Source organism: Longimicrobium sp., from assembly GCF_036399255.1.
In the GTDB taxonomy this organism is placed as follows: Bacteria; Gemmatimonadota; Gemmatimonadetes; order Longimicrobiales; family Longimicrobiaceae; genus Longimicrobium.
Map to the genome: position 1 here is coordinate 46,785 of NZ_DASWNM010000042.1, position 25,265 is coordinate 72,049.

Annotated in this window: 23 protein-coding genes; 14 read left to right on the forward strand and 9 right to left on the reverse strand. The window is 70.8% G+C overall.

Annotation, left to right across the window (positions count from 1 at the left end; translation table 11 throughout):
- Nucleotides 1-140: 140 nt before the first annotated feature.
- From VGC13_RS07195 to nadA, 7 genes are all read left to right on the forward strand, one after another.
- Nucleotides 141-2,855, forward strand: a complete 2,715-nt coding sequence (locus VGC13_RS07195) for a valine--tRNA ligase (protein ID WP_331124550.1) — start codon at nucleotides 141-143, stop codon at nucleotides 2,853-2,855.
- Nucleotides 2,852-4,168: an Ig-like domain-containing protein gene (locus tag VGC13_RS07200; protein WP_331124551.1), complete on the forward strand. Its 1,317-nt coding sequence runs from the start codon at nucleotides 2,852-2,854 to the stop codon at nucleotides 4,166-4,168. The genes VGC13_RS07195 and VGC13_RS07200 overlap by 4 nt, the downstream gene beginning before the upstream one ends.
- A gap of 251 nt (nucleotides 4,169-4,419) precedes the next feature.
- Nucleotides 4,420-5,208: an enoyl-ACP reductase gene (locus VGC13_RS07205; protein WP_331124552.1), complete on the forward strand. Its 789-nt coding sequence runs from the start codon at nucleotides 4,420-4,422 to the stop codon at nucleotides 5,206-5,208.
- Nucleotides 5,209-5,384: 176 nt separating this feature from the next.
- Nucleotides 5,385-5,954 carry an NYN domain-containing protein gene (locus tag VGC13_RS07210; RefSeq protein ID WP_331124553.1) on the forward strand — a complete coding sequence of 190 codons (570 nt, stop codon included), beginning with the start codon at nucleotides 5,385-5,387 and terminating at the stop codon, nucleotides 5,952-5,954.
- A 15-nt stretch (nucleotides 5,955-5,969) separates the two neighbouring features.
- Nucleotides 5,970-6,524 (forward strand): HAD family hydrolase, encoded by a 555-nt coding sequence (locus tag VGC13_RS07215; RefSeq protein WP_331124554.1) that lies wholly within the window; start codon nucleotides 5,970-5,972, stop codon nucleotides 6,522-6,524.
- Between the two features lie 153 nt (nucleotides 6,525-6,677).
- Nucleotides 6,678-7,049, forward strand: coding sequence for an iron-sulfur cluster insertion protein ErpA (gene erpA, locus VGC13_RS07220; protein WP_331124555.1), 372 nt, complete (start codon nucleotides 6,678-6,680; stop codon nucleotides 7,047-7,049).
- Between the two features lie 544 nt (nucleotides 7,050-7,593).
- A complete protein-coding gene (nadA, locus tag VGC13_RS07225) occupies nucleotides 7,594-8,670 on the forward strand; it encodes a quinolinate synthase NadA (protein ID WP_331124556.1) in 1,077 nt (358 codons plus the stop codon).
- Between the two features lie 324 nt (nucleotides 8,671-8,994).
- Here the strand turns inward: nadA and VGC13_RS07230 are convergent, their stop codons facing one another.
- The 5 genes from VGC13_RS07230 to VGC13_RS07250 all read right to left on the reverse strand — a co-directional run bounded on the left by VGC13_RS07230 (nucleotide 8,995) and on the right by VGC13_RS07250 (nucleotide 12,667).
- On the reverse strand, nucleotides 8,995-9,666 hold the full coding sequence (locus VGC13_RS07230) for a L,D-transpeptidase (protein WP_331124557.1): 672 nt from the start codon (nucleotides 9,664-9,666) through the stop codon (nucleotides 8,995-8,997).
- Entirely contained in the window at nucleotides 9,663-10,148 is a 486-nt protein-coding gene (locus tag VGC13_RS07235; protein WP_331124558.1) for a fasciclin domain-containing protein, read from the reverse strand. Before VGC13_RS07235 ends, VGC13_RS07230 begins: the two co-directional genes overlap by 4 nt.
- A gap of 283 nt (nucleotides 10,149-10,431) precedes the next feature.
- A complete protein-coding gene (locus tag VGC13_RS07240) occupies nucleotides 10,432-11,271 on the reverse strand; it encodes a hypothetical protein (protein WP_331124559.1) in 840 nt (279 codons plus the stop codon).
- A gap of 170 nt (nucleotides 11,272-11,441) precedes the next feature.
- The gene (locus VGC13_RS07245; protein WP_331124560.1) at nucleotides 11,442-11,870 is read right to left on the reverse strand and encodes a hypothetical protein; all 429 of its coding nucleotides are present in this window, start codon (nucleotides 11,868-11,870) and stop codon (nucleotides 11,442-11,444) included.
- Nucleotides 11,871-12,196: 326 nt separating this feature from the next.
- The gene (locus tag VGC13_RS07250; RefSeq protein ID WP_331124561.1) at nucleotides 12,197-12,667 is read right to left on the reverse strand and encodes a hypothetical protein; all 471 of its coding nucleotides are present in this window, start codon (nucleotides 12,665-12,667) and stop codon (nucleotides 12,197-12,199) included.
- Nucleotides 12,668-12,794: 127 nt separating this feature from the next.
- Between VGC13_RS07250 and VGC13_RS07255 the strand changes: the two genes are divergently transcribed.
- Entirely contained in the window at nucleotides 12,795-14,135 is a 1,341-nt protein-coding gene (locus VGC13_RS07255) for a CCA tRNA nucleotidyltransferase (protein ID WP_331124562.1), read from the forward strand.
- A 32-nt stretch (nucleotides 14,136-14,167) separates the two neighbouring features.
- Complete coding sequence (locus tag VGC13_RS07260; protein ID WP_349264190.1) at nucleotides 14,168-15,001, forward strand: isocitrate lyase/phosphoenolpyruvate mutase family protein; 834 nt, start codon at nucleotides 14,168-14,170, stop codon at nucleotides 14,999-15,001.
- A 211-nt stretch (nucleotides 15,002-15,212) separates the two neighbouring features.
- Here VGC13_RS07260 and VGC13_RS07265 read toward each other — a convergent pair whose 3' ends face one another.
- Nucleotides 15,213-15,458: a hypothetical protein gene (locus VGC13_RS07265; RefSeq protein WP_331124564.1), complete on the reverse strand. Its 246-nt coding sequence runs from the start codon at nucleotides 15,456-15,458 to the stop codon at nucleotides 15,213-15,215.
- Nucleotides 15,459-15,637: 179 nt separating this feature from the next.
- Here VGC13_RS07265 and VGC13_RS07270 point away from each other — a divergent pair, with 179 nt between their 5' ends.
- Both VGC13_RS07270 and VGC13_RS07275 read left to right on the forward strand, forming a co-directional pair.
- Nucleotides 15,638-16,279 carry an Ig-like domain-containing protein gene (locus VGC13_RS07270; RefSeq protein WP_331124565.1) on the forward strand — a complete coding sequence of 214 codons (642 nt, stop codon included), beginning with the start codon at nucleotides 15,638-15,640 and terminating at the stop codon, nucleotides 16,277-16,279.
- A 4-nt stretch (nucleotides 16,280-16,283) separates the two neighbouring features.
- Nucleotides 16,284-18,383 (forward strand): hypothetical protein, encoded by a 2,100-nt coding sequence (locus VGC13_RS07275; RefSeq protein ID WP_331124566.1) that lies wholly within the window; start codon nucleotides 16,284-16,286, stop codon nucleotides 18,381-18,383.
- A gap of 445 nt (nucleotides 18,384-18,828) precedes the next feature.
- Here the strand turns inward: VGC13_RS07275 and VGC13_RS07280 are convergent, their stop codons facing one another.
- Both VGC13_RS07280 and VGC13_RS07285 read right to left on the reverse strand, forming a co-directional pair.
- Nucleotides 18,829-20,400, reverse strand: coding sequence for an FAD-binding oxidoreductase (locus VGC13_RS07280; RefSeq protein WP_331124567.1), 1,572 nt, complete (start codon nucleotides 20,398-20,400; stop codon nucleotides 18,829-18,831).
- 70 nt (nucleotides 20,401-20,470) lie between these two features.
- Nucleotides 20,471-20,914 carry a transcriptional repressor gene (locus tag VGC13_RS07285; protein ID WP_331124568.1) on the reverse strand — a complete coding sequence of 148 codons (444 nt, stop codon included), beginning with the start codon at nucleotides 20,912-20,914 and terminating at the stop codon, nucleotides 20,471-20,473.
- 148 nt (nucleotides 20,915-21,062) lie between these two features.
- On the opposite strand from VGC13_RS07285, the gene VGC13_RS07290 reads away from it, so the two are divergent.
- Nucleotides 21,063-22,055 (forward strand): hypothetical protein, encoded by a 993-nt coding sequence (locus VGC13_RS07290; RefSeq protein ID WP_331124569.1) that lies wholly within the window; start codon nucleotides 21,063-21,065, stop codon nucleotides 22,053-22,055.
- A 323-nt stretch (nucleotides 22,056-22,378) separates the two neighbouring features.
- Here VGC13_RS07290 and VGC13_RS07295 read toward each other — a convergent pair whose 3' ends face one another.
- Complete coding sequence (locus VGC13_RS07295) at nucleotides 22,379-22,948, reverse strand: GNAT family N-acetyltransferase (protein WP_331124570.1); 570 nt, start codon at nucleotides 22,946-22,948, stop codon at nucleotides 22,379-22,381.
- Nucleotides 22,949-23,077: 129 nt separating this feature from the next.
- Between VGC13_RS07295 and VGC13_RS07300 the strand changes: the two genes are divergently transcribed.
- Together VGC13_RS07300 and recJ are read left to right on the forward strand one after the other, a co-directional pair.
- Complete coding sequence (locus tag VGC13_RS07300) at nucleotides 23,078-23,269, forward strand: hypothetical protein (RefSeq protein ID WP_331124571.1); 192 nt, start codon at nucleotides 23,078-23,080, stop codon at nucleotides 23,267-23,269.
- Nucleotides 23,270-23,342: 73 nt separating this feature from the next.
- Nucleotides 23,343-25,076 carry a single-stranded-DNA-specific exonuclease RecJ gene (gene recJ, locus VGC13_RS07305; protein WP_331124572.1) on the forward strand — a complete coding sequence of 578 codons (1,734 nt, stop codon included), beginning with the start codon at nucleotides 23,343-23,345 and terminating at the stop codon, nucleotides 25,074-25,076.
- The last annotated feature ends 189 nt before the right edge of the window (nucleotides 25,077-25,265 follow it).

Consider the following 25,265-nt stretch of genomic DNA (forward strand, 5'->3'; position numbering starts at 1 on the left):
CGATCCGCATCCCGCCCGCAGTCCGTCATCATCCCCCATCCATCCAATCCGCGCCTGTCCGGAAAACGGCTTGACCGCCCTGATAGCTTGGGGTAGGTTCCGCGCGTCTGGATCAAGCCCAGTCTGGAGACGATAAAGGGATGGCAGAGCCGCTTCCGCCGCAGTACAGCCCGCAGGAAAACGAAGACCCGCTCTACCGCTGGTGGGAAGAGCAGGGGTACTTTCGCGCGGACGCAGACAGCGGCCGCGAGCCGTACGTCATCGTCATCCCCCCGCCCAACGTGACGGCCGTGCTGCACATGGGGCACGGGCTCAACAACACCATCCAGGACGTGCTGGTGCGCTGGCGGCGCATGCAGGGTCGCGAGGCGCTGTGGATGCCCGGCACCGACCACGCCGGCATCGCCACGCAGAACGTCGTCGAGCGCATCCTCGCGAAAGAGGGCAAGACGCGCTTCGACCTGGGGCGCGACGCCTTCGTGGCGCGCGTGTGGGAGTTCGTGCACGAGACGGGCGGCAAGATCCTGGAGCAGCTGCGCGCCATCGGCTGCTCGCTTGACTGGAGCCGCACGCGCTTCACGCTCGATCCCGAGCTCTCCACCGCCGTTCGCGAAGTCTTTGTCCGGCTGCACGAAAAGGGGCTGGTCTACCGCGGCAACCGCATCATCAACTGGTGCCCGCGCTGCCTTACCGCGCTCAGCGACGAAGAAGCGGAGCCGGCGGAGCACCCCGGCAAGCTGTGGCACCTGCGCTACCCGCTCGCCCAAGGCGTGGACGCGCCCGGCCTGCCGCGCCTGCCGGACGGCCGCCCGTACCTCGTGGTCGCCACCACGCGCCCCGAGACCATGCTGGGCGACACCGGCGTGGCCGTGCACCCGGAGGACGAGCGCTACATGGGAATCGTCGGCGCGGAGATCGACCTGCCGCTGGCGGGCCGCCGCATTCCCATCGTCGCCGACACGTACGTGGACCCGGAGTTCGGCTCGGGCGCGGTGAAGATGACGCCCGCGCACGACCCCAACGACTTCGACGTCGCGCAGCGCACGGGGCTTCCCGCGCTGAACGTCATGACGCCCGAAGCGTCGATGAACGACGAGGTGCCCGAGGCGTACCGGGGGATGGACCGCTCCGAGGCCCGCCGCGCCGTGGTCGCCGCGTTCGACGCGCTGGGGCTGCTTGAAAAGACCGAGGAGCACACCCACGCCGTTCCGCACTGCTACCGCTGCGACACGGTCGTCGAGCCGCGGCTGAGCGAGCAGTGGTTCGTCAGCATGAAGCCGCTGGCCCAGCCGGCGCTGCAGGCGTGGAAGGACGGCGAGCTGCGCTTTCACCCGGAGCGCTTTGGCAAGGTGTACGAGCACTGGATGGAGAACATCCGGGACTGGTGCATCAGCCGCCAGCTGTGGTGGGGCCACCGCATTCCCGTCTGGTACTGCCAGGCGGAGGGATGCGCGGAGACGGTCGTCGCCCGTGAAGATCCCACCAGCTGCCCGAAGTGCGGCGGCACGGCGCTGGAGCAGGACCCGGACGTGCTCGACACCTGGTTCAGCTCGTGGCTGTGGCCGTTCAGCACCATGGGGTGGCCGGCGGAGACGGACGACCTGCGCGCCTTCTATCCCGGCCACACACTGGTGACGGCGCCGGAGATCCTGTTCTTCTGGGTGGCGCGCATGGTGATGGCGGGAATCGAGTTCCGCGGCGCCATCCCCTTCCGCGACGTGTACCTGACGGGCACCGTCCGGGACCATCTCGGCAGGAAGATGTCGAAGTCGCTGGGCAACGGCATCGACCCGCTGGTGGTGAAGGAGCGGTTTGGCGCCGATGCCATGCGCTACACCGTGATCAGCGGCAGCGGCGCGGCCACGGACCAGTACCTGAACTTCGAGAACCTGGAAGAAGCGTTCGGCCCGGGGCGCAACTTCGCCAACAAGCTGTGGAACGCCGGCCGCTTTGCCCTGATGAACCTGGGCGACGAGCCGCGCGTTTCCGTGGACGAGGTGCGGGACCACCTGGAGCCGATGGACCGGTGGATCCTGTCGCGCCTGTCGCGGGCGGCGCGCGAGGTGACGGACGCGCTGGAGAAGTTCCGCCTGCAGGAGTGCGCGCTGCGCGGCTACGAGTTCTTCTGGGGCGAGCTGGCCGACTGGTACCTGGAGCTGGTGAAGCCCCGCCTGCGGGGCGACATGGGCCCGGAGAGCCGCCGCGCGGCCATGGCCACGCTGGCCCAGGCGCTGGATGGCGCCATGCGCCTGCTGCACCCGGTGATGCCCTTCATCACCGAGGCGGTGTGGCAAAAGCTGCCGCGCGCGGCCGACGCCGAGGCGTCGCTGATCGTGGCGCGCTGGCCCGAGCCGCGCCCGGAATGGGAGGACGAGGCCGCCGAGCGCGCCATCGCCGAGCTGCAGGCGGTGATCGGCGCCGTGCGCACGCTGCGCGGCGAGTACGGCGTGCAGCCGGCGGCACGGGTGCCGCTGCGCGTGCAGGGGACGGACGAGGTGCACGCGGTGCTGCGGGCCAGCCTGCGCGCCCTGCGCGACATGGCGCGGGTCGAGGAATTGTCGTTCGGCAGCGGCAACGGCGAGGTGGGCGCCAGCGCGGTGCTGCGCTCGGGGACGGAGCTGTTCATCCCGCTGGCGGGGGTCATCGACCTGGACCGCGAGCGCGCCCGCCTGCGCGACGAGCTGGGCCGGCTGGACGGGCAGATCGCCGGCGGCGAAAAGAAGCTGTCCAACGAGAGCTTCGTGTCGCGCGCGCCGGAGAACGTGGTGGCGTACGAACGCGACAAGCTGGCCTCGTTCCGCGAGCAGCGCACCAAGCTGGCCGACAAGCTGGCGGCGCTGGAGGGCGCGGCTTGATCCGTCCCCTGGCGGCGCTGGGAACGCTGCTTCTCGGCGCGGCGATGTTCGGTGCGCCGGGGTGCGCGCACATCGAGGCGCCCACCGGCGGCCCGGTGGACAGCATCGCCCCGGTGCTGGTTTCCATGCGCCCCGACACCAACGCGGTGGTGCCGGGGTGGATCGGGCCCGCCATCATCGAGTACGACGAGCCGCTCTCGGAAGAGGGGGTGGAGGAGTCGGTGACGCTCAGCCCCCGCCTGGGCCCCGTGGCGCTGGACAAGGAGGGGCGGCAGATCCGCGTCAAGCCGCGGCGCGGCTGGCGGCCGGGGATCATCTACCAGGTAGAGGTGGCGGCGGGGCTGCAGGACCGGTTCAACAACCGGACGACGGAGGCCGTGCGCCTGGTGTTCAGCACCGGGCCGGCGATCCCCGACACGCGCGCGGGGGGCACGGTGACGGAGCGGCTGACCGGCGAGCCGTCGGTGCAGGCGCGGGTGGACGCGCGGCGGCTGGCGGACTCGCTGGTCTACACCACCCAGGCCGACAGCTCCGGCCGCTTCACCTTCCTGCAGATCCCCGAGGGCGAGTACCGGCTGACGGCGTACCGCGACAACAACCGCAACCGCCGGCCGGACCCCTTCGAGCCGCGCGACTCCGCCGCGGTCACGCTGACCGTGGGGCAGGCGCCCACGGCGGAGCTGGCGGTGCTCCTTCCCGACACCACGCCGCCGCGTCCCGGCTCGGCGCGGATCACGGACGGGTGGGTGGAGATCCGCTTCGACGACTACCTGGACCCGGAGCAGACGCTGGCGGCGGACCAGGTGCTGGTGATCGGGCCGGACGGCGCGGCCGTGGCCCTGGCCGAGGTGCGCATCGGCGCGCCGCCGCAGGCGCGCGACACGGCGGGCGGCGACTCGGTGCCGCCCGCGGCGGCGCAGCCGGCCCGGCCGGCGCCGCGGGACACGGTCCGGGGGGACACGGCGGGCGCGGACTCGCTGCGGCCCCGCCGTCCGCTGCCGGCGCAGGCGCTGTTCGCGCGCCCCGCGGCGCCGCTGCTGCCGGACACCATCTATACGGTCCGCGTGCGCGACGTCCGCAACGTGAACGGCCTGGTCGGCGGCGGCGAGGTGCCGCTGCGTACGCCCAGGCCCGCGCCCCCGCGCCGCGAAACCCCGGCGGACAGCGCCGCGGCGGACACGTCGGGTGCGGAAGCGGTGGATGCCGCCGCGCAGCCGCCCGCGCCCTCCACCCCGGTGCCGACGCCCCCCGCGCCGGGCCAGCCCCGCGCACGGGCGATGGCCGCACCGCCGGGCGTGCGGCGCGGAGGCTGACGCCCGGTCGCCTCCGGATCGTCCCGGGCGCCGTGTGTTACGGCGGATGGAGAGGGAGGCACGTAGATTCTCCCTCGCTCCGAGTCTTGCCGGCCCTTGAACGGGCGTGACGGAGCGCGATCGAATTCTCCTCTTCCCCACGGGTCTGTGGGGAGAGGCCGGGAGAGGGGGGCGGCGCGGGTCGCGGGGAGCCGCCCGTAGGGCCGATCAGAATGCGGTTCACTGAAAATCCAACGCAGCCAACGGAAGCCATGTCCGAGAATTCGCCGCTCGCCGGTCTGCTGGCGGGGAAGAAGGGCCTCGTCGTCGGCGTCGCCAACCAGAACTCCATTGCCTGGGGGTGCGCGCAGGCGCTGCGCAGCGCGGGGATGGAGCTCGCCTTTACCTACCAGGGCGAGGTGATGCGCGACCGCGTCACCCGCACCGTCGCCGAGATGGGCGACGTGCCGCTGTACGACCTCGACGTGCGCGACGACGCGCAGATCGCCTCGGTGTTCGACACGCTGCGCGAGAAGTGGGGGCGGCTGGACTTTCTGCTGCACTCGGTGGCGTTCGCGCCCAAGGCGGCCATGGCCAACGCCTTCATCCAGACGGAGCGCGAAGACTTCCTGATGGCGCAGGACGTGAGCGCGTACTCGCTGGTGGCGCTGAGCCGTGCCGCGCAGCCGCTGATGGCCGAGGGCAGCAGCATCGTCACTATGACGTACTACGGGTCGCAGAAGGCGGTGCCGGGGTACAACGTGATGGGCGTGGCCAAGGCGTCGCTGGAGGCGTGCGTGCGCTACCTGGCCGTCGACCTGGGGCAGCACGGCATTCGCGTGAACGCCGTCTCGGCGGGCGCCATCAACACGCTGGCGGCGCGCGGCGTGGCGCACTTCCGCGACCTCATGCGCATCACCGCCGAGCGCTCGCCCCTCAAGCGCACCGTGGAGACGGAAGAGGTGGGGCGCACCTGCCTGTTCCTGGCCTCGGACCTCTCCACCGGCATCACCGGCGAGACGATGTACGTGGACGCCGGCTTCAACATCACGGCGGGGTGAAGTGAACAAAGCGTCCAAAGGGGCTTGACAGCCCACGCCCGCGATGTAGATTTCGCTGCGCGAACAAGGACGGGCCCACTCCCTTCGGGGTACTGGGTACGCAACTCCGGGGGGTTGTGCACTGAGTGCACAACCCCTCGTTATTTTGCCCGCAATCCTTTTCGCCGGATGCAGCGATGAGCGAATCGCAGCGCAAGCCACGCGTGGAGATCTTTGTCGACGGCACCAACTTTCGCATCGCCCAGCTCAACGCGGGCATCGCGGATGTAGACCTTCCGGCATTGGCCCGCCAACTCGCCAGAGGGTACGTTCTGGTGAAAATGCGCTACTACACCGCCCCGCTGCCTCGTAACCAGTCCGACACCTATGCAAGGCAGCAGCGTTTCTTCGAGCGGCTTCGGAAGGCGAGGGCTGTCGAGCTCGTGCTCGGCCGCAACGAGCCGCGGCGCGAGAACATCCGGTGCCCCCAATGCGGAGAGGTCACCACCCACAGGCACCACGTCGAGAAGGAGACGGACGTGAACCTCGCGATCGACATGGCGGTCGGCGCCCACACGGATCGGTATGACGTGGCGATTCTGGTTGCTGGGGATACCGATTACGTTCATGCGGTCGAGGCCGTGCAGGCGACCGGCCGCAAGGTGATCTGGTGCCACTTTCCCGCGCAGGCGCATACCGACCGCTTGCGGCAGGTGAGCGACGAGCAGATCCTGCTGGACGAGAAATTCCTTCGGACGTGCCGCTAGCACAGGATCATCTGAATGTCCCACTCCCTTCGCCCGGCGGTGTTCCTGGACCGTGACGGCACGGTGATCTTCGACCGGCACTACCTGGCGGACCCGGAGGGCGTGGAGCTGCTGCCGGGGGCTGGCGAGGCGGTGGCGCGGCTGAACGCGGCGGGGTTCGCCGCGGTGCTGGCCACCAACCAGTCGGGGATCGCGCGCGGCTACTTCACCGAGGCGCAGTACGCGGCTGTGCACGCGCGGCTGGTGGACGAGCTGGCGCGGCACGGGGCGCGGCTGGACGCGGAGTACCACAGCCCGGACCTGCGGGACGGCGGGCCCGACGGGGACCGCAAGCCGGGGGCGGGGATGTTCCTGCGCGCGGCGCGCGAGCACGGGCTGGACCTGGCGCGCTCGTGGTGGGTGGGCGACCGGCGCCGCGACGTGGAGGCGGCGGGGCGCTTCGGGGCACGCGGATTCCTGGTCTGCAGCCCCGAAACGGAGGCCGAGGCCACGGCGGGAATGCCCTTCGTAAAACCCGTGCGCTCCCTTGCGCAGGCGGCCGATCTCATCCTGTCGGAAACGGAAAGCTAGTCGGACCTTGCGCGGTTGATTATCTTGAGACTGGAGCACCTGTTTCCGCCCGTGGGCCGGCGCGAAACCTGCAGGTTGGGGACGGGTACTAAGTCCTTTGGCAAGAGCAAGTTGCGCGCACGCCGCGCTTACACCCTGAGAGCGGGGGAGAACATGCAGGCAGAGACCGCCACCACCCAGACCGAAGCCCCGGCCGTTCCCGTGCTTCTTACGCCCACCGCCGCGTCCGAGGTGCGGCGCTACATCGAGGAGCAGGGCGCCGCCGAGAGCGCCGGCCTTCGCGTGGGCGTACTGCCGGGCGGTTGCTCGGGCTTTCAGTACGGGCTGAACATCGAGGACGAGCCGGGCGAGGACGACATCATCCTTGAGGCCGAGGGCATCCGCATGTTCGTGGACCCCTTCAGCCTGCAGTACCTGAACGGCACCGAGATCGACTACGTGTCGACCTTCCAGGGCTCGGGATTCACGTTCAACAATCCCAACGCCAGCGGCGGCTGCGGCTGCGGAAGCTCGTTCACGGTCTGACGCACGCGCCGGTCCGGTGACGTCGAAGGCCTGCGGGATCATCCCGCGGGCCTTTGTGCGTCCAGCAGGATCGTGCTTGGCGCCTGGTACCTGTTGATTGCCCAATCCGCGGAAACGCCTGTCATTCTGAGGGAGCGCCACGCCGAGCGCTCGGGAACACCGCGGAGCCAGTGGCGCGACCGAAGAATCTCCCTCCCCCTCGCGCGGAACCCTTCCCCGGGCATCGCCCGGGAACACATCGTGACGGAAAGATCCTGCCGTTCCCGACAAAGATTCTTCGGTCGGCGCCACGCTCCTGAGCAGAAGGAAGGTACTGCGCGGCGCCTCCCTCAGAATGACAGGTTTTGTCTGGTCTGGTATAACGAAATCACGGAAACGCCTGTCATTCTGAGGAGGCGCCCACCCCAAGGGAGAGCATTGCGCGGCGCCTCCTTCAGAATGACAGCGTCTCCAGATCAGGTATGAAACTTCTGTACTTGATTTTTCGTCACGATCTCGCGATATTCTCGTCTTGAGAATCGTCCCCCTCTGCCGGAGGCCGCCGTTGATCCAGATCGTCGATACGCTGCGCTCGCCGCTGGAGTACGCGCGGCTTTCCCGCGAAGAGCTCGCCGAGCGCATCCGGCGCCGCAAGACCGAGCTGAACGCGGTGATCCTGGGGCACAACTACCAGCGCGTGGAGATCCAGGAGGTCAGCGACTACCTGGGCGACTCGCTGGGGCTGTCGCAGGAGGCCGCGCGCACCGACGCCGACGTCATCGTCTTTTGCGGCGTGCACTTCATGGCCGAGACGGCCAAGATCCTGTCGCCCGACAAGCAGGTGCTGATGCCCGACCTGCGCGCGGGCTGCCCCATGGCCGACTTCGTGACCGGCGACGCGCTGCGCAAGCTCAAGGCGCAGTACCCGGGCGCGGTGGTGGTGTCGTACGTGAACTCCACCGCCGAGGTCAAGGCCGAGAGCGACATCTGCTGCACCAGCGCCAACGCGGTGCAGGTGGTGAACACCATTCCCGCGGACCGTACCATCCTCTTCGTTCCCGACCGCAACCTGGCGCGGTACGCGGCCGAAAAGAGCGGACGTCCGTACGTGATCGCCGGCCGCGAGGGCGGGGCGGTGCAGCCGGGGAGCATCGTGGCCTGGGACGGCTACTGCTACGTGCACGACGACCTGGTGATGGACGAGCTTGCCGCCGCGAAGAAGAAGCATCCGCGCGCGCTGGTCGTCATTCACCCCGAAGCCCGCGCCGACCTGCTGGCCCAGGCCGACGTGGTGGCCTCCACGGCGAAGATGGTGGACATCGCCGAGCAGAACGACGAGGTGATCTTCGGCACGGAGCGCGGCATCGTGGACCGCATGAAGGCGCGCTTCCCGGAAAAGACGCTGGTGCCGCTGTCGGGCGCGGCCATCTGCGGCAACATGAAGGTGAACACGCTGGCCAAGCTGGCCTGGTGCCTGGACCACCGGCAGCACGAGCTGGTGCTTGACGAGGACGTGCGCATCCGCGCCGAGCGCTCCCTGCGCCGCATGCTGGAGCTGTCCGGCGGCTGGGTGGGCCAGACCGACGAACAGGCCGCGCTGGAGCTGCAGAGCCTGCGCAGGCCCGGCTGCGGCTGCGCGTGAGCGCGTAGATCGGAAGCGTTGCTGTCTTACACACCGGCTCCGGCAAAGACGAGTCTCACACAGAGTCAACAGGGTCAACAGAGTAAACGCTCCGGCAGGTGGCCGGCTTTCACCGCCATGGACGTCAGGATCGAGCAGATGAGATCGAGGGCTCGTCGCGCGGCACGAGAAAACTCTGCTCACTCTGCTGACTCTGTGTGAGCCCATTCTGTTCGCGGATTCGGCCTGACCGGGAGATCCGGTGGATGAGAAGCGGCGGCACCCTCGCGAAGGGGTGCCGCCGTTTTTGTGCGGGCGGATGATGGCGCGCCGAGCTGACCCGGCTCAGCGGATCAGCACGCGCGCGCCGACGGGCACCCGCTCGTACAGCGTGCGCAGGGCCTCGTCGGGAACGCGGATGCAGCCGTGCGTCACCGCGTTGCCGAATGAGTCCTCGTGAGGCGTGCCGTGCAGCAGGTAGCCGTCCCCCAGGTCCAGCTTGTAGGCGCCCAGCTCGCCGCGAACCCGCCGGTTCTCCGTGCCCAGCGGCGGGACGAAGAGGGTGCCGTGGATGACCACCTCCTGTCCCGGCTCCCACGGGATCCACGCCCCGTTCGCCAGGCGGTGCCCCACGACGTTGGAGCGCACCTCAACCCGGCTGCCGTCGGGAAAGCGGTGGGGCCGGCCCGCCCGTAGCTCCACCAGCGGGCGGCCCGTCGCCCGCGCCCGCTCCACGAAATGCCAGAGCGGCGGCACCCACACCGGGTCCGCCTCCTTGCGCAGCACCCGCCGTTCCCCCGGCGGGGTGCGAAAGGTCCAGCGGCGCCGCTGGTGGCTCAGCGTGTCGCCCGAGCCCACAGCCACCGGCGTGGCGAGCACGGTGTCGCCGTCCTCCACCAGCCAGAGCATGCGCTCCGCCACGGAAACCACCACCACCGGCGCGCTTCCCCGCTGCGCGCCGGCGGGGGTGGGGGACGCCGCCAGGACCAGCGCGGCGGCCCCGAGAGCCAGCCTCACTTGTTCATCGCCTCGGGCGGCATGAGCACGCCGTCGATGGCGTGGATCACGCCGTTGCTGGCGTCCACGTCCGCCTGCACCACGGTGGCGTTGCCCACCATCACCATGCCGTTCATCACCCGCACGGGGATGCGGTCCCCGTTCAGCGCCGTCACGTAGCTGCGCCCCTGCAGCGCCGCCGCCGTCAGCTCGCCCTGCACCACGTGGTAGGTAAGCACGTTGCGCAGCTGCGACTGGTTGGCCAGCAACCCGTCCAGCGCCCCGTCCGGCAGCTTGTCGAACGCCGCGTCGGTCGGCGCGAAGACGGTGAAGGGGCCGGCGCCGCTGAGCGCGCCCGCAAGGTTGCCCGCCTGCACCGCCTGCACCAGCGTTTCGAAGTTGGTGTTGCCGCTCGCCACCTGTACAATGTTCTGCTGCGCGGCCGCCGGCGCCGCCAGTGCGACCGCCGCGGCCAGCGCGGTGATTGTCGCCCGGATCTTCATGCTGTTGCTCCCGTCCAGAGGGTATCACGCCCGGTCCGCATCCGCGCTCCGGGTGCGCCGCGCCCTGCGCAAGAGGCGTACCGTTGTACAATGTTTGTCTAATGTTCAGGGTCATTCGCTTCCACAGGACGACGCTCTGCCGGAGACGACTTCCCCGCCATCACCCGTCCCCTGCAACCCGTCCCCCGTCCCCTGTAACCTGTCCCCCTGTTCGTTTGAAAGATGAAAAACGGCGGCACCCTCGAGAGGGTGCCGCCGTTTCGATCGATCCCGAACGCGGTTGCTACCGCCCGCCGAACTGCTGTACCACGCTGAGCGTCACGGGCCGGCAGTTGGACTGCGCGACGGAGAAGCGCGCGCGCAGCAGCCCGGCCTGCACCGCGTCGTTCATGGCGCGGTCGCCGCCCTCCAGCACCTCGATGCTGCGGGGGATGACGCGCCCCTCGGTGTCCACGTCGTACTTCACGGTAACGGGAAGAGGCGGGCCCGCGCGCTGCGGATCGGTGGGGCGGGCCACGTCGAGCGTTCCCGGCACCACGGTCAGCGGCGTCTGCTGCGTGGCGAAGCGCACCGCCTGCGCCCCCGCGTCCGGCGCAAGGCCGAACCCCACCGCCAGCCGCACGGAATCCAGCCCCGCGGGAAGGTCCGGAAGGTCCGGGCTCCCCGGCGCGGGGTTGCGGAACAGCTCCGGGAGCGTGCGGTCGAAGGCGCGGTCGCCCGAGGGCACCGCAACGGACGCCTCGCCCGGGCGGGCGCCGCGGTGCAGGGTAACCTCCACGCGCGCCACGTGGCTGGCGGAGGGCGTCCAATCGTCGGGCCAGCGCGGCTCGGGCGGCAGCACGCGGCCCTGCAGGCGGTTCAGGGCGGCCAGCCTGACACGCCGGCGGCTGGGCGGCTCCCACCGCCGCGCCACCGCGTCCGCCGCGGCGCGCGTCCACGCGGAGTCGAGCGCCGCGCCGTCCGCGGCCTTTACCCACACGGGGTAGCCCGCAACGTCCGCGGGCAGCGGGCACGTGCGCGTCTGGAAGGGTGACGCGCTCTGCGCACCCAGCGGAGCCGCGGCGAGTGCGGCCGCGGCGCAGGCGAACGCGGCGAGGGGCCGCAGGCGGTGGATCGAGTGCATCGGCTGGATGGAAAGGGGAGTGGCGGGCGTACCCGGGAGCACGGAAGGTCGCGGATGCCGCGATGCGCCGCAACTCGGGGGATGCAGAACGGCGGCACTCCTCACACGGGTGCCGCCGTTCTGCATCCGGATTCCCGGACGGGCGATGGCCCGGGCGGGCGCTCCCGGGGTCAGCGTTCCTGCAGCAGGATCGTCACGTCCTTGGAGTACCCCGTCCCGGTGAGGCGCAGCGGGGCGGTGATGCCGCCGACGGTGGTGTAGCTTCCCCCAAACGTGCCCTGGACGGGGCGGCCCTCGTAGTTCATCCCGCTGATGGTGAGCGAAAGCTGCGGACGCTGATAGGTGCCGGTCACGGTGATGGGGACCGTGCCGGCCACGGACGACTCCTTCATGGTGCCGCTGCCCGACACGGCGCCGCCGGCGCCCTCCTGCAGCTGAAAGCTCAGCGTGAGCGTGGGCGAGGTCCCCTCCCACGGCCCGGCGACGGAGCGAATCTGCCGTTCCAGCTCGCCCTCGATGTCCTCGGCGGTGGGAAGGCAGGAGGCCGCGGCCAGGGTGAGGACCAGGGCAAGCAGCCGGCGGGGATGGGGAAGACGCATTGAATACCTCTCTGGTGGGACGGCACGTCGCGCGGTCGCGCTCCGCATGGTAGCCGCACATGCCGCGCCGGACAAGAAACGCGTGCATCCGTTCCCCCATGATACCGAAATCCCGCAGCCCATCGTGCACCCGGATGATCGTTCAGCTCGCTTTCTCTGTCTGACTCTGTTCCTCTGTACGACCATTCTTTTTCAGGATCTGGCCATGAGGATGAGACGGCCCGTGGGGGAATGCACAATCAGGCCGAGAATCGGATATCCCGATGAAAAACGGCCGCCCCCGCGATGGGAGGCGGCCGTCTTCGATCCGTCGGATCCGCGGTGCGTCAGGCCAGGACGGCCTCGGCTTCACCCGCGCCGATGATGGTGGCGGTGTCGATGGCGACGGAGATGGGGCTCACCTCTTCCTCGGTCCAGGCGCGGAAGCAGTCCCAGCCGAACTCCCGCGCCGCGCGGCCCTGGTCGGGAAAGCCGAACCAGTCCGTCCACCCTTCCTGCTCCGCGCGCCACTTGCAGTCCCAGTGAAACGCCACGCGCCGCTCTTCCGTCGCCGTGCGCACGAACAGCCGGCCGCGAAAGTACTCGCACCCCGACGCGCCGCGCACTTCGATTGATTCGATGGGAAGGCCGGGATATTCTACCAGAACCTTGGTGAGCGCACGCTCTACCTTGATGCCCGGGCACCCGTGTCCAAAAGCGATGCGCTCGCTGGAGCGTCCGTCGCGCAGAAATCGGGTCACCGCCTCGTGAAACGAGTCGGTGGCGGCGGAACGGTCCAGCAGGTCGGCAGTCGTCATTCGGCGGCGCCCAGAGGAGGGTGGCGGGGTGGAGGAAGGAAACAAGATAACCCAAGATGACGATTTCGCCAAGTCGTTGCCGCGCGACACGTTGCGCGGCGGCTCCGCGCCTGCTCCCGCATCCTCCGTGACCCGGGTGTTTACGGGCTCCGAAGCCGTGGACCTGCATCCGCCGCCGGACGTGCTGCGCATAGCGCGTACGCTGCGGGACGCCGGCTTCGACACGTGGACGGTGGGCGGCGCCGTGCGCGACGCGCTCTCGGGCGGCCGGCCGGGCGACTGGGACCTGACCACCGCCGCCCGCCCCGGCGACGTGCGCCGCCTCTTTCGGCGCACGGTGCCCGTGGGCATTGCGCACGGCACGGTGGGCGTGCTGGGCAAGGACGGCCACCTGTACGAGGTCACCACCTTTCGCCGCGACGTCGAGACGGACGGCCGCCACGCCCGCGTCATCTTCGCCGACCGGGTGGACGACGACCTGCAGCGCCGCGACTTCACCATCAACGCCGTCGCCTGGCATCCGCTCACGCACGAGCTGCGCGACCCGCACGGCGGCGTCCCCGACCTGCGCGACGGCATCCTGCGCACCGTGGGCGACCCGGCGGAGCGCTTTCGCGAGGACCGGCTGCGTGTTCTCCGCGCACTGCGCTTTGCCGGGCGCTTCGGGATGCGCATCGACGACGCCACGTGGCGGGCCGCCCGGGAGGCCGCGCCGGAGCTGGTGCACCTGTCCGCCGAGCGCGTGCGCGAAGAGTTGCTGAAGGTGCTGCGGCAGGTGGAGCCGCCCTCCGTCTCGCTGCGACTGTACGCGGACTGCGGCGCGCTGGCGCACCTCTATCCCGAGCTGCAGGCGTGCGTGGGGGTGGCGGATGGGGACGGGGACGTGTGGACGCACCTGCTGCGCACCGCCGACCAGGTATCGAAGCACCGCGCCGGGCTGCGCATTCCCGCGCTGCTGCACGACGCAGGCAAGGCGGCCGATCCATCGGACCACGCCTCGGCCGGGGCCGCGCTCGCGCACCGGCTGATGAAGCGGCTCAAGTTCAGCAACGCCGAGATCGACCGCGCGGTGCACCTGGTGGCGCAGCACGCCGGCTTTCCCGCGCCCGACGCGGCGGAGCCGGATCTGCGCCGCTGGCTGCGCCGCATCGGCCGCGAATACGTGAACGACCTGTTCCGCCTGCGCATCGCCGACCTGCGCGCGCGGTCGGAGGCCGATCCGCGGCTGGCGGAGACGCGCGCGCTGTGGAGCCGCGCGCGGCGGGAGCTGGCACGCGAGGCGCCGCTGGAGATCGGCGGCTTGGCGATCGGCGGGGCGGAGCTGCGGGCGCTGGGCATTCCCCCCGGCCCGCTGTACGGCGAGATCCTGCGCGACCTGCTGGAGCGCGTCACCGACGACCCGTCGCTCAACGACCGCGAAACGCTGATGGGGATGATCGCGGAGCGCGTCTCGGACGGGGACGAGTGATTCCGAACGAAAGCAGCTTCAACGCACCGGGGATGAAGATGCGCGCCACGCAAGCCCAGAAAGCCGAGCGGTTCCAGGCCCTGCACGCCCAGCCGGGCGCGTTCGTCATCCCCAACCCGTGGGACGCGGGCACGGCGCGCATCCTGGCGGCGCTGGGCTTTTCGGCGCTCACCACCACCAGCGCCGGGCTGGCCTTTGCCCTGGGCCGCCGCGACGGCGAGGCGGGGCGGGATGCGACGCTCGCGAACGCGAAGGCCATCGTGGAGGCGACGGAGCTGCCGGTCGCGGCGGACCTGGAGAACGGCTTCGGACACACGCCGGAAGCGGCGGCCGAGACCATCCGCCTGGCCGGGGAGGCGGGGCTGGTCGGCGGGTCCATCGAGGACGCCTCGGGCGATCCGGAGCGTCCCATCTACGATTTGCACCACGCCGTGGAGCGGATGGCCGCGGCGGTCGAGGCGGCGCGTGCCTTTCCGTTCCCCTTCGTCCTGGTGGGCCGGGCGGAAAACTTTCTGCACGGGCGCCCGGACCTGGACGACACCATCCGCCGCCTGCAGGCGTTCGAGGCCGTGGGCGCCGACGCCCTGTTCGCGCCGGGGATCACCCGCCCCGAGGACATCCGCACCGTCTGCGCGTCCGTCGCCCGGCCGGTGAACGTGGTGATGGGGCTCAAGGGCGGCACGCTGAGCGTGGACGCGCTGGCGGAGCTGGGCGTAAAGCGCATCAGCCTGGGGTCGGCGCTGAGCCGCGCGGCGCTCGGCGGCCTGGTCCGCGCCGCCCGCGAAATCCGCGAGCACGGCACCTTCCGCTTCGCCGACGAAGCCATTCCCTACGCCGAGGTGAACGAGTGGATGTCGGGAGATTGAGCGGGGCGGGATGAGTCGCCGGATGCGCAGGTGGATGAGCGGGTGAACCCGCTGCTGGGAAAGCGACAAGCCCCGTCTCCGCTCGCTGGCGCTCGCGGAACGGGGCTTTCGAGTGCCGGGAGCCGCGCGGGTTCCATCGGTCCGACGCTGCACATCCAGGCAGATCTGCCAGCGCTGTCATTCCGAGGCCCGGCCACGCCGCAGCCTGCCTTCACACCAGAGGCTGCAGGGCCGAGGAATCCCCTGTCGGATTGCTGGAGGGCAGACGCGGTAGCCGTGCCTGCTTCGCGGCTACGACACGGGCGGACAGGGCCAGTGCCGGAGCGGTGCAGCGGGGCACCAGCGGCAGACAGTAGATTTCTAAGTCGGCGCGCAGGATTTCGTGCGAGCCGATGATGCGGTGTGGCGCCTCCTTCGAAATGACATACGGGCGCGAGCGCAGGGGATTCTTGAACACACTCTCGCGAACATGAGGTTTCCGCACTCTCTCCGGGTGGACAACGGGAATGCTTGCCCCGCGCAACGGGCAAAAGTAGCTTGCTTGCGGACAAGGCTGTCCCTCCCGGGCCTCCCGGCCCCCTCGTATCCGCTCGTCGTCTTCCTCAACTCCACTCCCTCGATTTCGCGGAGAGCATCATGCGAGCATTGTACATTGCCGCCACTTCATTTTTCGCCATCCTGCTGGCGGGCTGCGAGCCGTCGCGCGTCACACGCCCCGAAAACGCCACGCTCTCCATCCAGGTGAGCGTCACCAGCGCAACGATCTCCGCGCTCACGCTGCAGGTGACCGGGCCCGGGATCGCGGAGCCCCTGATGGCCAACCTCACGCTGTCGGGCGCGACGGCCACGGGGAGCATCGAGGTTCCCGCGGGCGCCGACCGCCGCTTCGTGGTGCGGGGTTACGACGCCGCGGGAATCCTGATCTACCAGGGCGAAAAGACGGCCTCCGTGCAGTCCGGACAGGCACTGTCGCTGGCCGTCACCCTGTCGGCGCTCACCAGCGCCGCGACGGTCACCGTGACTGTGGGCGCCGTGACCGTCACGCTTACGCCGGGGCCGGCGACGCTGCCGGTGGGCGGAACCAGCCTCTACGCCGCGGCGGCCAGCGACAACGGCGTCGCCGTCCCCAATCCCCAGATCACCTGGGCGTCGAGCGTGCCCACCATCGCGTCGGTAAGCGCCACCGGCACCGTTACCGCGCACGCCCCCGGCACCGCCCGCATCGTGGCGACCTTCCGCGGCGTCGCGGCCGGGGCCGAGCTCACGGTGCAGGAGTAGGTTGATGCGAAGAAACCTCTTTGCGCGCGTCCTGGCCGGCGCGCTGCTGCTGCTGGCCGGCTGCACGGACACGCCCGTCGAGCCGGGCGGCGTTCCCGAGGGGCACGCCCGGCTGCTGCTGAACGCCACGGCGTCCGTATCGGCGGCGACGCTCGTGGTACAGGTGACCGGCCCCGGCATCGGCGAGCCGCTGGTCTTCAACCTTCCCGTGGTGGACGGCGTGGCCAGCGGCAGCGTGGACGTGCCCGTGGGATCCAGCCGCGTGTTCTCGGGGCACCTGTACGACGCCGGGGGAACGGAGACGCACCGGGGCCAGGTGGCGACGGCGGTGCGCCCGGGGACCAACGCCGCCATTTCGCTGCGGCTGGAGCCGCTCAACGGCTCGCAGGCCATCGACATCGTCATCTCCAGCTACACCATCGAGATCGTGCCGCTCGCCGCGCCGCCCATCGTGGGGCGCACGGTCCAGGTGCGCGCCATCGTGCGCGACGCCGACGGCGACGAGGTGCCGGACCCCCAGGTCATCTGGGGCGTAACGGCCCCCACCGTGGCCCGGATCGGACCCGGGGGCCTGCTCGAGGTTTCCGCCGAGGGGGCCTTCACCATCGTGGGCGTTTACGGCGGGGTCGCCGCGACCATGGAGACGGAAGGGCTTTCGGTGGAGCGGTTCGCGGAGGACCGGCTGCGGGAGTCGTACCGGCGCTGGTGGAACACCGAGACGCAGGTGGGCTCGGTGGGGATGATTCTGAGCGTGCAGTCGTTTCAGCACAGCGCGTGGGCCACCAACTGGGGGATGTACCAGTACTCGGAGTACCCGCGCACCGCCATCCAGAACGATGCGGCCCAGCAGTACTACCTCAACTGGGCACACGCCTGGACGGGGAGCTACGACGGCATCGCCGCGCTGCGCGAGGGGTACGAGGCGGCGGGATCCTGGCCGGACCTGCGCGCACGGGCATTCTCCAGGTTCATGCTGGGGCTGCACCTGGGGAACGTGGCGCTGCTCTATGACCAGGGGCTGATCCTGGACGAAACACAGGATCCCGCCACGGCGCAGCTCCACTCCTACCACCAGGTGATGAACGCCGCGCTGGCGTACCTGGACGAGGCCATTCTGCTCACGCAGCAGGGCAGCTTCGAAATCCCGTCCACGTGGACGTCCAACCCGCTGTCCAGCCAGGACCTGCGCCGGCTGGCGTACTCGTTCAAGGCGCGGCTGCGCGCCAACGTGGCCCGCACCCCCGCCGAGCGGGCGGCGGTGAACTGGAGCCAGGTCATCGCGGACGCCGGCAACGGGATCGTCAGCGATTACGACATGCAGATCGACTGGTTCGACTGGGAGCACAACGCCGGCTTCTACCTGACGCTGCCGCCCAGCTGGTCGCAGCTGCACTACCAGTACCTGGGAATGGCCGACCAGTCCGGGAAGTACCAGACGTGGATCAGCCTGCCCGTCGCGGACCGGCATCCGCTGCTTCCCGGCGGCGTGTCCTTCACCATCGTCACGCCGGACAACCGCTTTCCGCAGGGCGCTACGCTGGCGGAGCAGCGGGTCCAGCCGGGACGGTACTTCTATGCCCCGAACAGCCCCCCCGTCTGGGGGCAGCCCGCCCGGGGCAGCCATCGCTGGTCGTACTACGCCGACCAGCGCTTCCGTGCCTGGCGCTCCAGCGCCGTCGGTCCGTACACCTGGTTCCCCGTGGAGGAGCTCAACCTGCTGCGGGCCGAGGGCCACCTGCGCACAGGCAACCTTGCGCAGGCAGCCAACCTCATCAACCTCACCCGCGTCGGGGCCGGACTGAACCAGACGAATGCCGCCGGGCTCAACACCAGCTGCGTGCCCAAGCTGCCCAACGGCGCGTGCGGCAACCTGTTCGAGATGCTGAAGTGGGAGTTTCGCCTGGAAACGCAGTTCCAGGGGATGTTCGGCGCTCCCTGGTACTTCCTGGCGCGGGGCTGGAGCGACCACTATCGCGGCACGCAGCTGCAGCTTCCCGTGCCGTGCGGGGTGGCGCAGGCGCGCGGGATTGCGTGCTACACCTTTGGCGGGGTCGGCGGGAACAGCGCGTCGCTGGGCAGCTCCTACGCCTGGCCGTTCGAGTGACCGCCGGCTGAACGCGCCGTACGAAGCAGCCCGCCCCGCCACGCGTCCCCGAGCGTGGCGGGGCGGGTTCTTTCATGGGATTTCCGATTCCCCGCGCCGCGCCTGTTCCGGGGACGCCGTGCCCCATCTTTCATGAGTACAGAGGAACAGAGTCAGACAGAGCAACCCGCTTTCTCTGTCTGACTCTGTTCCTCTGTACGATCATTCTTTTTCAGGATCTGGTCTGAGGAGGATATCATGCCGATCCGCCAAAAGAATGGGCTCACACAGAGTCAGCAGGGTCAGCAGAGTTTTCTCGTGCCCCGTGACGGGCCCTGGAACGTGTTCGCTCGACCAGACGTCTACGGCGCGCGAAGGGCGATCCGCCTCGCCAGGACTTTACTCTGCTGACTCTGCTGACTCTGCTGACTCTGTGTGAGACCACTTTCCGAAGTTTGTATCACCATCACCCGTACTTGATGGCATCGAGCGGGCGCTGGCCGGGAAGGGGAAGGATGACGCCGGGGTTCAGGATGCCGCGCGGATCGAACGCGTCCTTTACCGCGCGGAAGCTTGCGGTGATCTCGGGGCCCCAGATGGTCTCGAGGAGGGGCGCGCGCAGGCGGCCGTCGCCGTGCTCACCGGCCATGGTGCCGCCCAGCCGCGCCACGCCCTCCGCCACCTCGTAGACGATGGACTCCGCCTCCGCGCGCCAGCCGGGCTTCGCGATGTCCACCAGCGGGTTCACGTGCAGGTTGCCGTCGCCCGCGTGGCCAAAGATGACGGCGGGAAGGCCGTGGCGCGCCAGGACCTCGCGCAGCAGGCGGATGTAGTCGGCCAGCCGGTCCACGGGCACCACGCCGTCCTCGATGAACTGCATCGACACCCGCGCGCCCGCCATCCGGGCGATCAGCGGGCTGGCGGCGTGGCGCACGTGCCAGAACCGCTCCTGCTCATGTGGATCGGCGGCCAGCGAAACGCGGTCCGCCACCCCCGCCATCGCCGCGCGCACCGCCTCCAGCTTCCCCGCGACCTCGGCGTCCGAGTCGCCCTCCATCTCCACGAACAGGATGGCTTCCAGGCCGGCGCGCAGCGGGTAGCCGGGGTCCTCTCCGCTTTCGCGCACCAGGTCGATGAAGGTGCGGTCGATCATCTCGCAGGTGGCCGGCTGCAGGGGCAGGATGCGGTGCACCGCCGCGCCCGCCGCCTCCAGCGCGGTGAACTCCAGCAGCGCCAGCCCGCGCGCCGCCGGCACCGGCGCCAGCCGCACTGTGGCGCCCGTCAGCATTCCCAGCGTTCCCTCGCTGCCGACGAACAGGTCCACCGCGTCGCCGGAGCGCAGGTACTCGCGCAGCGCGTAGCCCGACGAGTTCTTTCGCACCCTGGGCCAGCGCGCCTCCAGCCGCACCGGGTCCTCGGCCAGGATGGCGTCCACCTGGTCCAGGATCTCGCGCAGCCGCGGATGCTCGCCGCGCGCGCCGCGGGTGGTGGTCACGGGCGTCCCGTCCGCCAGCACCACGTCCACCGACTGGATCCACCCGCGCGCCGAGCCGTAGCGGACCGTGTGCGCCCCGCCGGAGTTGTTGGCGATGATGCCGCCCATCGACGCCCGCTCCGCGCTGGACGGATCCACCGGAAACTGCAGCCCGTCCGCCGCCGCCGCGCGGTTCAGCGCGCCCAGCGTGGCGCCGGGCTGAACGCGCGCGGTCCGCCGCTCCGCATCCACCGTCCCCACCCGGCCGAAGTGCGTCCGGAGGTCCACCGCCACGCCGGGGCCCACGTTGCCGCCCGGCATCCCCGTCCCCGCCGCGCGGGGGATGAGGGCGACGCCGTGCTCCGCCGCCCACCGCGCCAGCCCCGCCACGTCGTCCGCATCGGCCGGCACCGCCACGGCCACCGGCAGCGCGCGCAGGATGCCGGCGTGCTCGGAAAAGGCGCCGCGGCGCGCCTCGTCCACCGTCCACTCGCCGCGAAAGCCGCGCGGCGGGTCGGCGGGAAGGGTGACCGGGGGCGCCGGACCGCGTGCGTCAGGGTTCATCCATCCTCCTGAAAACGAAAAACGCTCTCCGGGGGGAGAGCGTCCATCATCCATCGTGCCGGGCCGGGCGTCAGTCCGCGCAGCCGGGGCACAGGCCGATGACCTCCACGCGGTAGCCCTGTACGCGGAACCCGTTGCCCGGGTCGATCTGCGGCAGCAGCTCGGGCACCTGGCCGTGCACGTCGCGCACCTGGCCGCAGCGCACACAGCGCGAGTGGTAGTGGTCGTCGGTGCGCGCGTCGTAGCGGGCGCTGTCGTCGCCGTACGACAGCTTGACCGCCAGGTTGCAGCTCACCAGCGTCTCCAGCGCCTTGTACACCGTCGCCAGCGAGATGTCGGTGATGTCGCCGCGGACGGCGGTGAACACCTCGTCGGCGGTGGGATGGTCGGTGGTGCCCAGAAGAAACCGGTACACGGCCGCACGCTGGTCCGTAAAGCGCTGGCCGTTGGCTTCCAGCGCGTCACGCAGCAGGGCGTCCGCCTGTTCCGGGCGCATGGGGGCGGTCAGGGGCATGGGCGGTACGGTGGGATGGGGCCCAGAGTGAACGAAAAACGCAGGAGCCATGCGGCATTCCTGGCCTGGAAGGTACGGATGGCGCCAGGGGATGTCAACGGGCCGCGTCCACGCTAACTTGAAGGAAATCTGGTTGCGGGCACGGAGGATGCGACGCACCGGCGCGCGGATGGATGCCGGCGACAATCACGGGACGGGGAGCAAGGTGCGAGTACGGCTGACGGCGGTGCTGGCCTGCGTGGTGCTGGCCGCGAGTGCGTGTGACGAGGCGTCGGGGAAGGTGCAGCCGCTGCCGCCCCTGACGCGGCCCACGGCGGAGCAGCGCGCGGGGCTCCCCGAGGTGCGCGGCATCTGGCGCTTCGCGGGGTTCGAGATTCGCCCGCAGGACACCACGCTGGTGCGCGAGCAGGCGTACCAGCTCACGGCGCCCGACGAGATGCGCATCATCACCCAGCGGCTGGACTCCATCGCCGGGCAGATCGTGCGCGGCGGCGTGGGCTTTCCGTTCACGGGCGAGGTGCGGCGCGACAGCGCGATGGCGCTGGTCACCTTCAGCGACGGCGTGGGCCAGTTCGCCGCGGGGCGGGTGGTGCGCGACACCTTCTGGATCGAGCTGGCCTCGCTGACGGTGGCGCAGGGGTGGCCGCCCGCCGCCCGCGCCGCGATGGTGCGGCGCGTGGGCGGTCCGCCGTTCCGGCGGCTGCTGGGTGGCCTGCCCATCTCCGTGCCGGTGGACTCCGCGGCGATCCGCGACAGCGTGCGCATGGACTCGCTGCGCCGCGCGGGCGTCGCCGTGCCGCCCGCCACCGGCGTGCAGCCGCCCGGGGCCCAGCCCGTGCCGGGGCAGCCGCTTCCCGCGCAGCCCGGCGCGCGTCCGGGCCTGCCCCCGGCCGCGCAGCCGCAGGTCCAGGGGCAGCCCCAGCGCCCGCCGGTGGCGCAGCCGCAGCGTCCGCCCGTGCAGGCGCAGCCCCGTCCGCAGCCCCAGCGCCCGACGGTGACGCAGCCGCAGCGACCGCCGGCGCAGACGCAGCCGCCCGTGGTGAACCAGCCGACGCCGACGCCGACGCCGCCCGCCGCGCAGCCGCCGAATCCGAACGCGCCGCGCGATACCCTCCGGTTCGGGAGCCCGCCGGTGCGGTGAACGGGTGAACGGGTGAACGGGTGCATCCGCGGGATCGGGGCGCTCCGGCGGGGCGCCCCCTCCGGGCTCGCATTACTCGCCCACCTCCCCCAAAACTGCTGGGGGAGGTTGATGTGGCCGAACGTTTGCGCTGAGGCTCGGACCTTCTGACCCGAGAAGGTGAAGCCCCGCCTGGCTCGCTTTGCGAGCCTTGGGCGGGGCTTATGGCATTTCTAGCCGCGGGCTTTCGCCCGTGGCGGTGGCGGCGGCCGTGTCCCCGCGAACCCGTGCGGCGGCCCACCCGCATCGCCCCTCGCCGTGGGACAATCCCCTCCGAACGCCCCTTACCCCGCCCGCCAGTCCGGATTCAGCTTGCTGGTGAGGATGTGGTCCTCCCACCGCCCGTTCAGCAGCAGGTAGTCGCGCGCGAACCCCTCCACCGTGAACCCCAGCCGCCGCAGCAGCCCGCCGCTGCGCTCGTTGCGGGGCACGTAGTTGGCCTGGATGCGGTGCAGGTTCTGCTCGGCGAACATGTACCCGATGGCCGCCTCCAGCGCCTCGCGCATCATCCCGCGCCCCTCGTACTCCCCGTCCAGCCCGTACCCCAGCATGCAGTAGTGCGCCGGCGCGCGAAAGATCTGCGTGAAGTTGGCGTTGCCCACCACCCGCTCCGGCCGGGCACGGTCGAAGATGAACAGCCGCACGCTCCTGCCCTCGCGGAACTCCGCCAGGTTGGCGTGCACCTGCGCGTTCCAGAACCCGTGCGTAAAGAACTCCGGCCCCACCAGCGGGCGCGAGGGCGCCAGCCGCTCGCGGTTGTCGTCGAAGTAGCGCACGATGTGCGGCACGTCCTCCGTCTGCGCCGGGCGCACGATCACCTGCGGGGTTTCCAGATACGGCGTCTTCCAAGGCATGGTCGTCGGCGAAATCGATCGGGATGGATGGATGCGGCACGCCGGCAAAGGTAGCGCGCCGCCGCACGGGAGCAAGCCGGGCATGCGCGTTGCGAGTTCCCCCGCCCGATCGTCGATCGCCATCCACCCGTGCCCGATCCCCAGGGGAAGACCGCCGTGGCCGAAGACCGCAAGGAGCCGCCGTTCGACGGAGGCTCGCAGCCCGTCCCGCACCAGAAGGAGCCCGTTCCCGGCCCCGGGCGCAGCGCGGCGCAGGTGGTGACGCTGGTGCTGTGCCTCCTCGTCGTGGCCGCCATCGCCGTGTACATCTTCGGGCGCTGACCGCGGCATCCGCACGGTGGCGGCTGGCGGGTGTGGCTTGCCCGTCCGGCGGCGCGCGTACAACTTTGTGCGCATGCCGTCCCTGCTTGCCGCCGCACGCCGCTGGGTCTTTCCCCCCGCGCCCGACCACGCCGCCGTAGAACGCCTGTGCCGCGAGCTGCGCCTGCCGCCCACGCTGTGCCGGCTGCTGGTGCACCGCGGCTACGGGCAGTCCGACGCCGCGCGCGGCTTTCTGCGTCCCACCGAGGGGCACATCCACGCCCCCGCCCAGCTGGCCGGCATGGCCCACGCCGTCGCGCGGCTGCGCCAGGCCATCGCCGCCGGCGAGACGGTGCTGGTGCACGGCGACTACGACGTGGACGGCATCTGCTCCACCGCCCTGTACGTCCGCGCGCTGCGGATGATGGGCGCCAGGGCCGAGCCCTTCGTCCCCCGGCGGCTGGTGGACGGCTACGACCTGTCCGAGGCGGGGGTGCGCGCGGCGGTCGAGATCGGCGCCAAGCTGATCCTGACCTGCGACTGCGGGATCGTGGCGCACGACGCGGTGCGGCAGGCGCGCGCGGCGGGCATCGACGTCATCGTCACCGACCACCACACGCCGGGGCCGGACCTCCCCGACGCCGTCGCCGTCGTCAACCCCAACCGGCACGACTGCGCGTATCCCGACAAGGGGCTGGCGGGCGTGGGCGTGGCGTGGAAGGTGTGCTGCGCGCTGGCGGAAGAGATCGGCTTTCCGCGCGAGCGCCTGTTCAGCTTCCTTGACCTGGTCGCCGTCGCCACCATCGCCGACATCGCGCCGCTCCGGGGCGAGAACCGCGCGATGGTGCGCTGGGGCCTCAAGGTGCTGCGCGAGACGCCCAACGTGGGCCTTCGCGCGCTCCTTCGCGTCACCGGGCTGGCGGACAAGGCCGAGATCACCGCCGCGCAGGTGGGATTCGTCCTGGCGCCGCGCATCAACGCCGTGGGGCGGATGGGCGAGGCGCTGCGCGGCGTGCGCCTGCTGCTGACCGACGACCCGCGCGAGGCGGAGGACATCGCCCACACGCTGGAGGCCGAGAACCGCTGGCGGCAGACGGTGGAGGGGCAGACGGTCAAGGAAGCCCTCGCGGACCTGGAGCAGACGTACGATCCGGACCGCGACTACGGGCTGGTGCTGGCGTCGGAGGGGTGGCACCCCGGGGTGATCGGGATCGTCGCCTCGCGGCTGGTGGAGCGGCTGCATCGCCCCACGGTGATGATCGCGCTGGACGCCGCCACGGGGGAGGGGAAGGGGAGCGCGCGGTCGATTCCCGGCTTTCACCTGTACGACGCCATCCGCGACTGCTCGGAGCACCTCGTCCGCTTTGGCGGGCACCGGATGGCGGCGGGGTGCTCCATCCGCGCGGACCGGGTGGATGGCTTTCGCGAGGCGTTCAACGCCCGCGCGCGCTCCGTGCTCTCCGAGGACGACCTGGTCCCCGAGGTGCGCATCGACCTGGAGATGGAGCTGCGGCACGCAGACCACGAGCTGGTGCGGATGCTGCGGCACGCCGGCCCCTTTGGCGCGGGGAACGCCACGCCGGTGTTCATGGCGCGCAGCGTGGCCATCGCGCAGCACAGGATCGTGGGGCAGGGGCACCTGAAGATGACGCTGGCCGCGTACGGCTCCACGCTCGAGGCCATCGGCTTCGGAATGGGCGAGCGCGCGCAGGAGCCCGGCTTTGGGGGCGGACTGATGGACGTGGCGTTCAAGCTGGAAGAGAACCACTACAACGGCCGCACCACCGTCCAGGCGCGGCTGGTGGACTTCCGCCCGGCGGAGGAGTAGGCGGCGCATCGAAGGTTCGGCGCGAGGGGCGGGCGCCCCCTCCGGGCTCGCATGACTCGCCCACCTCCCCCAAAACTGCTGGGGGAGGTTGGGTGTGGGGCGGACGGCGGTGTGCTTCGGACGGTTTTGCGCGAGCGGCCGGCGCCCCCCTCCCCGGCCCTCCCCCGCAAACAGCGCGGGGGAGGGTGA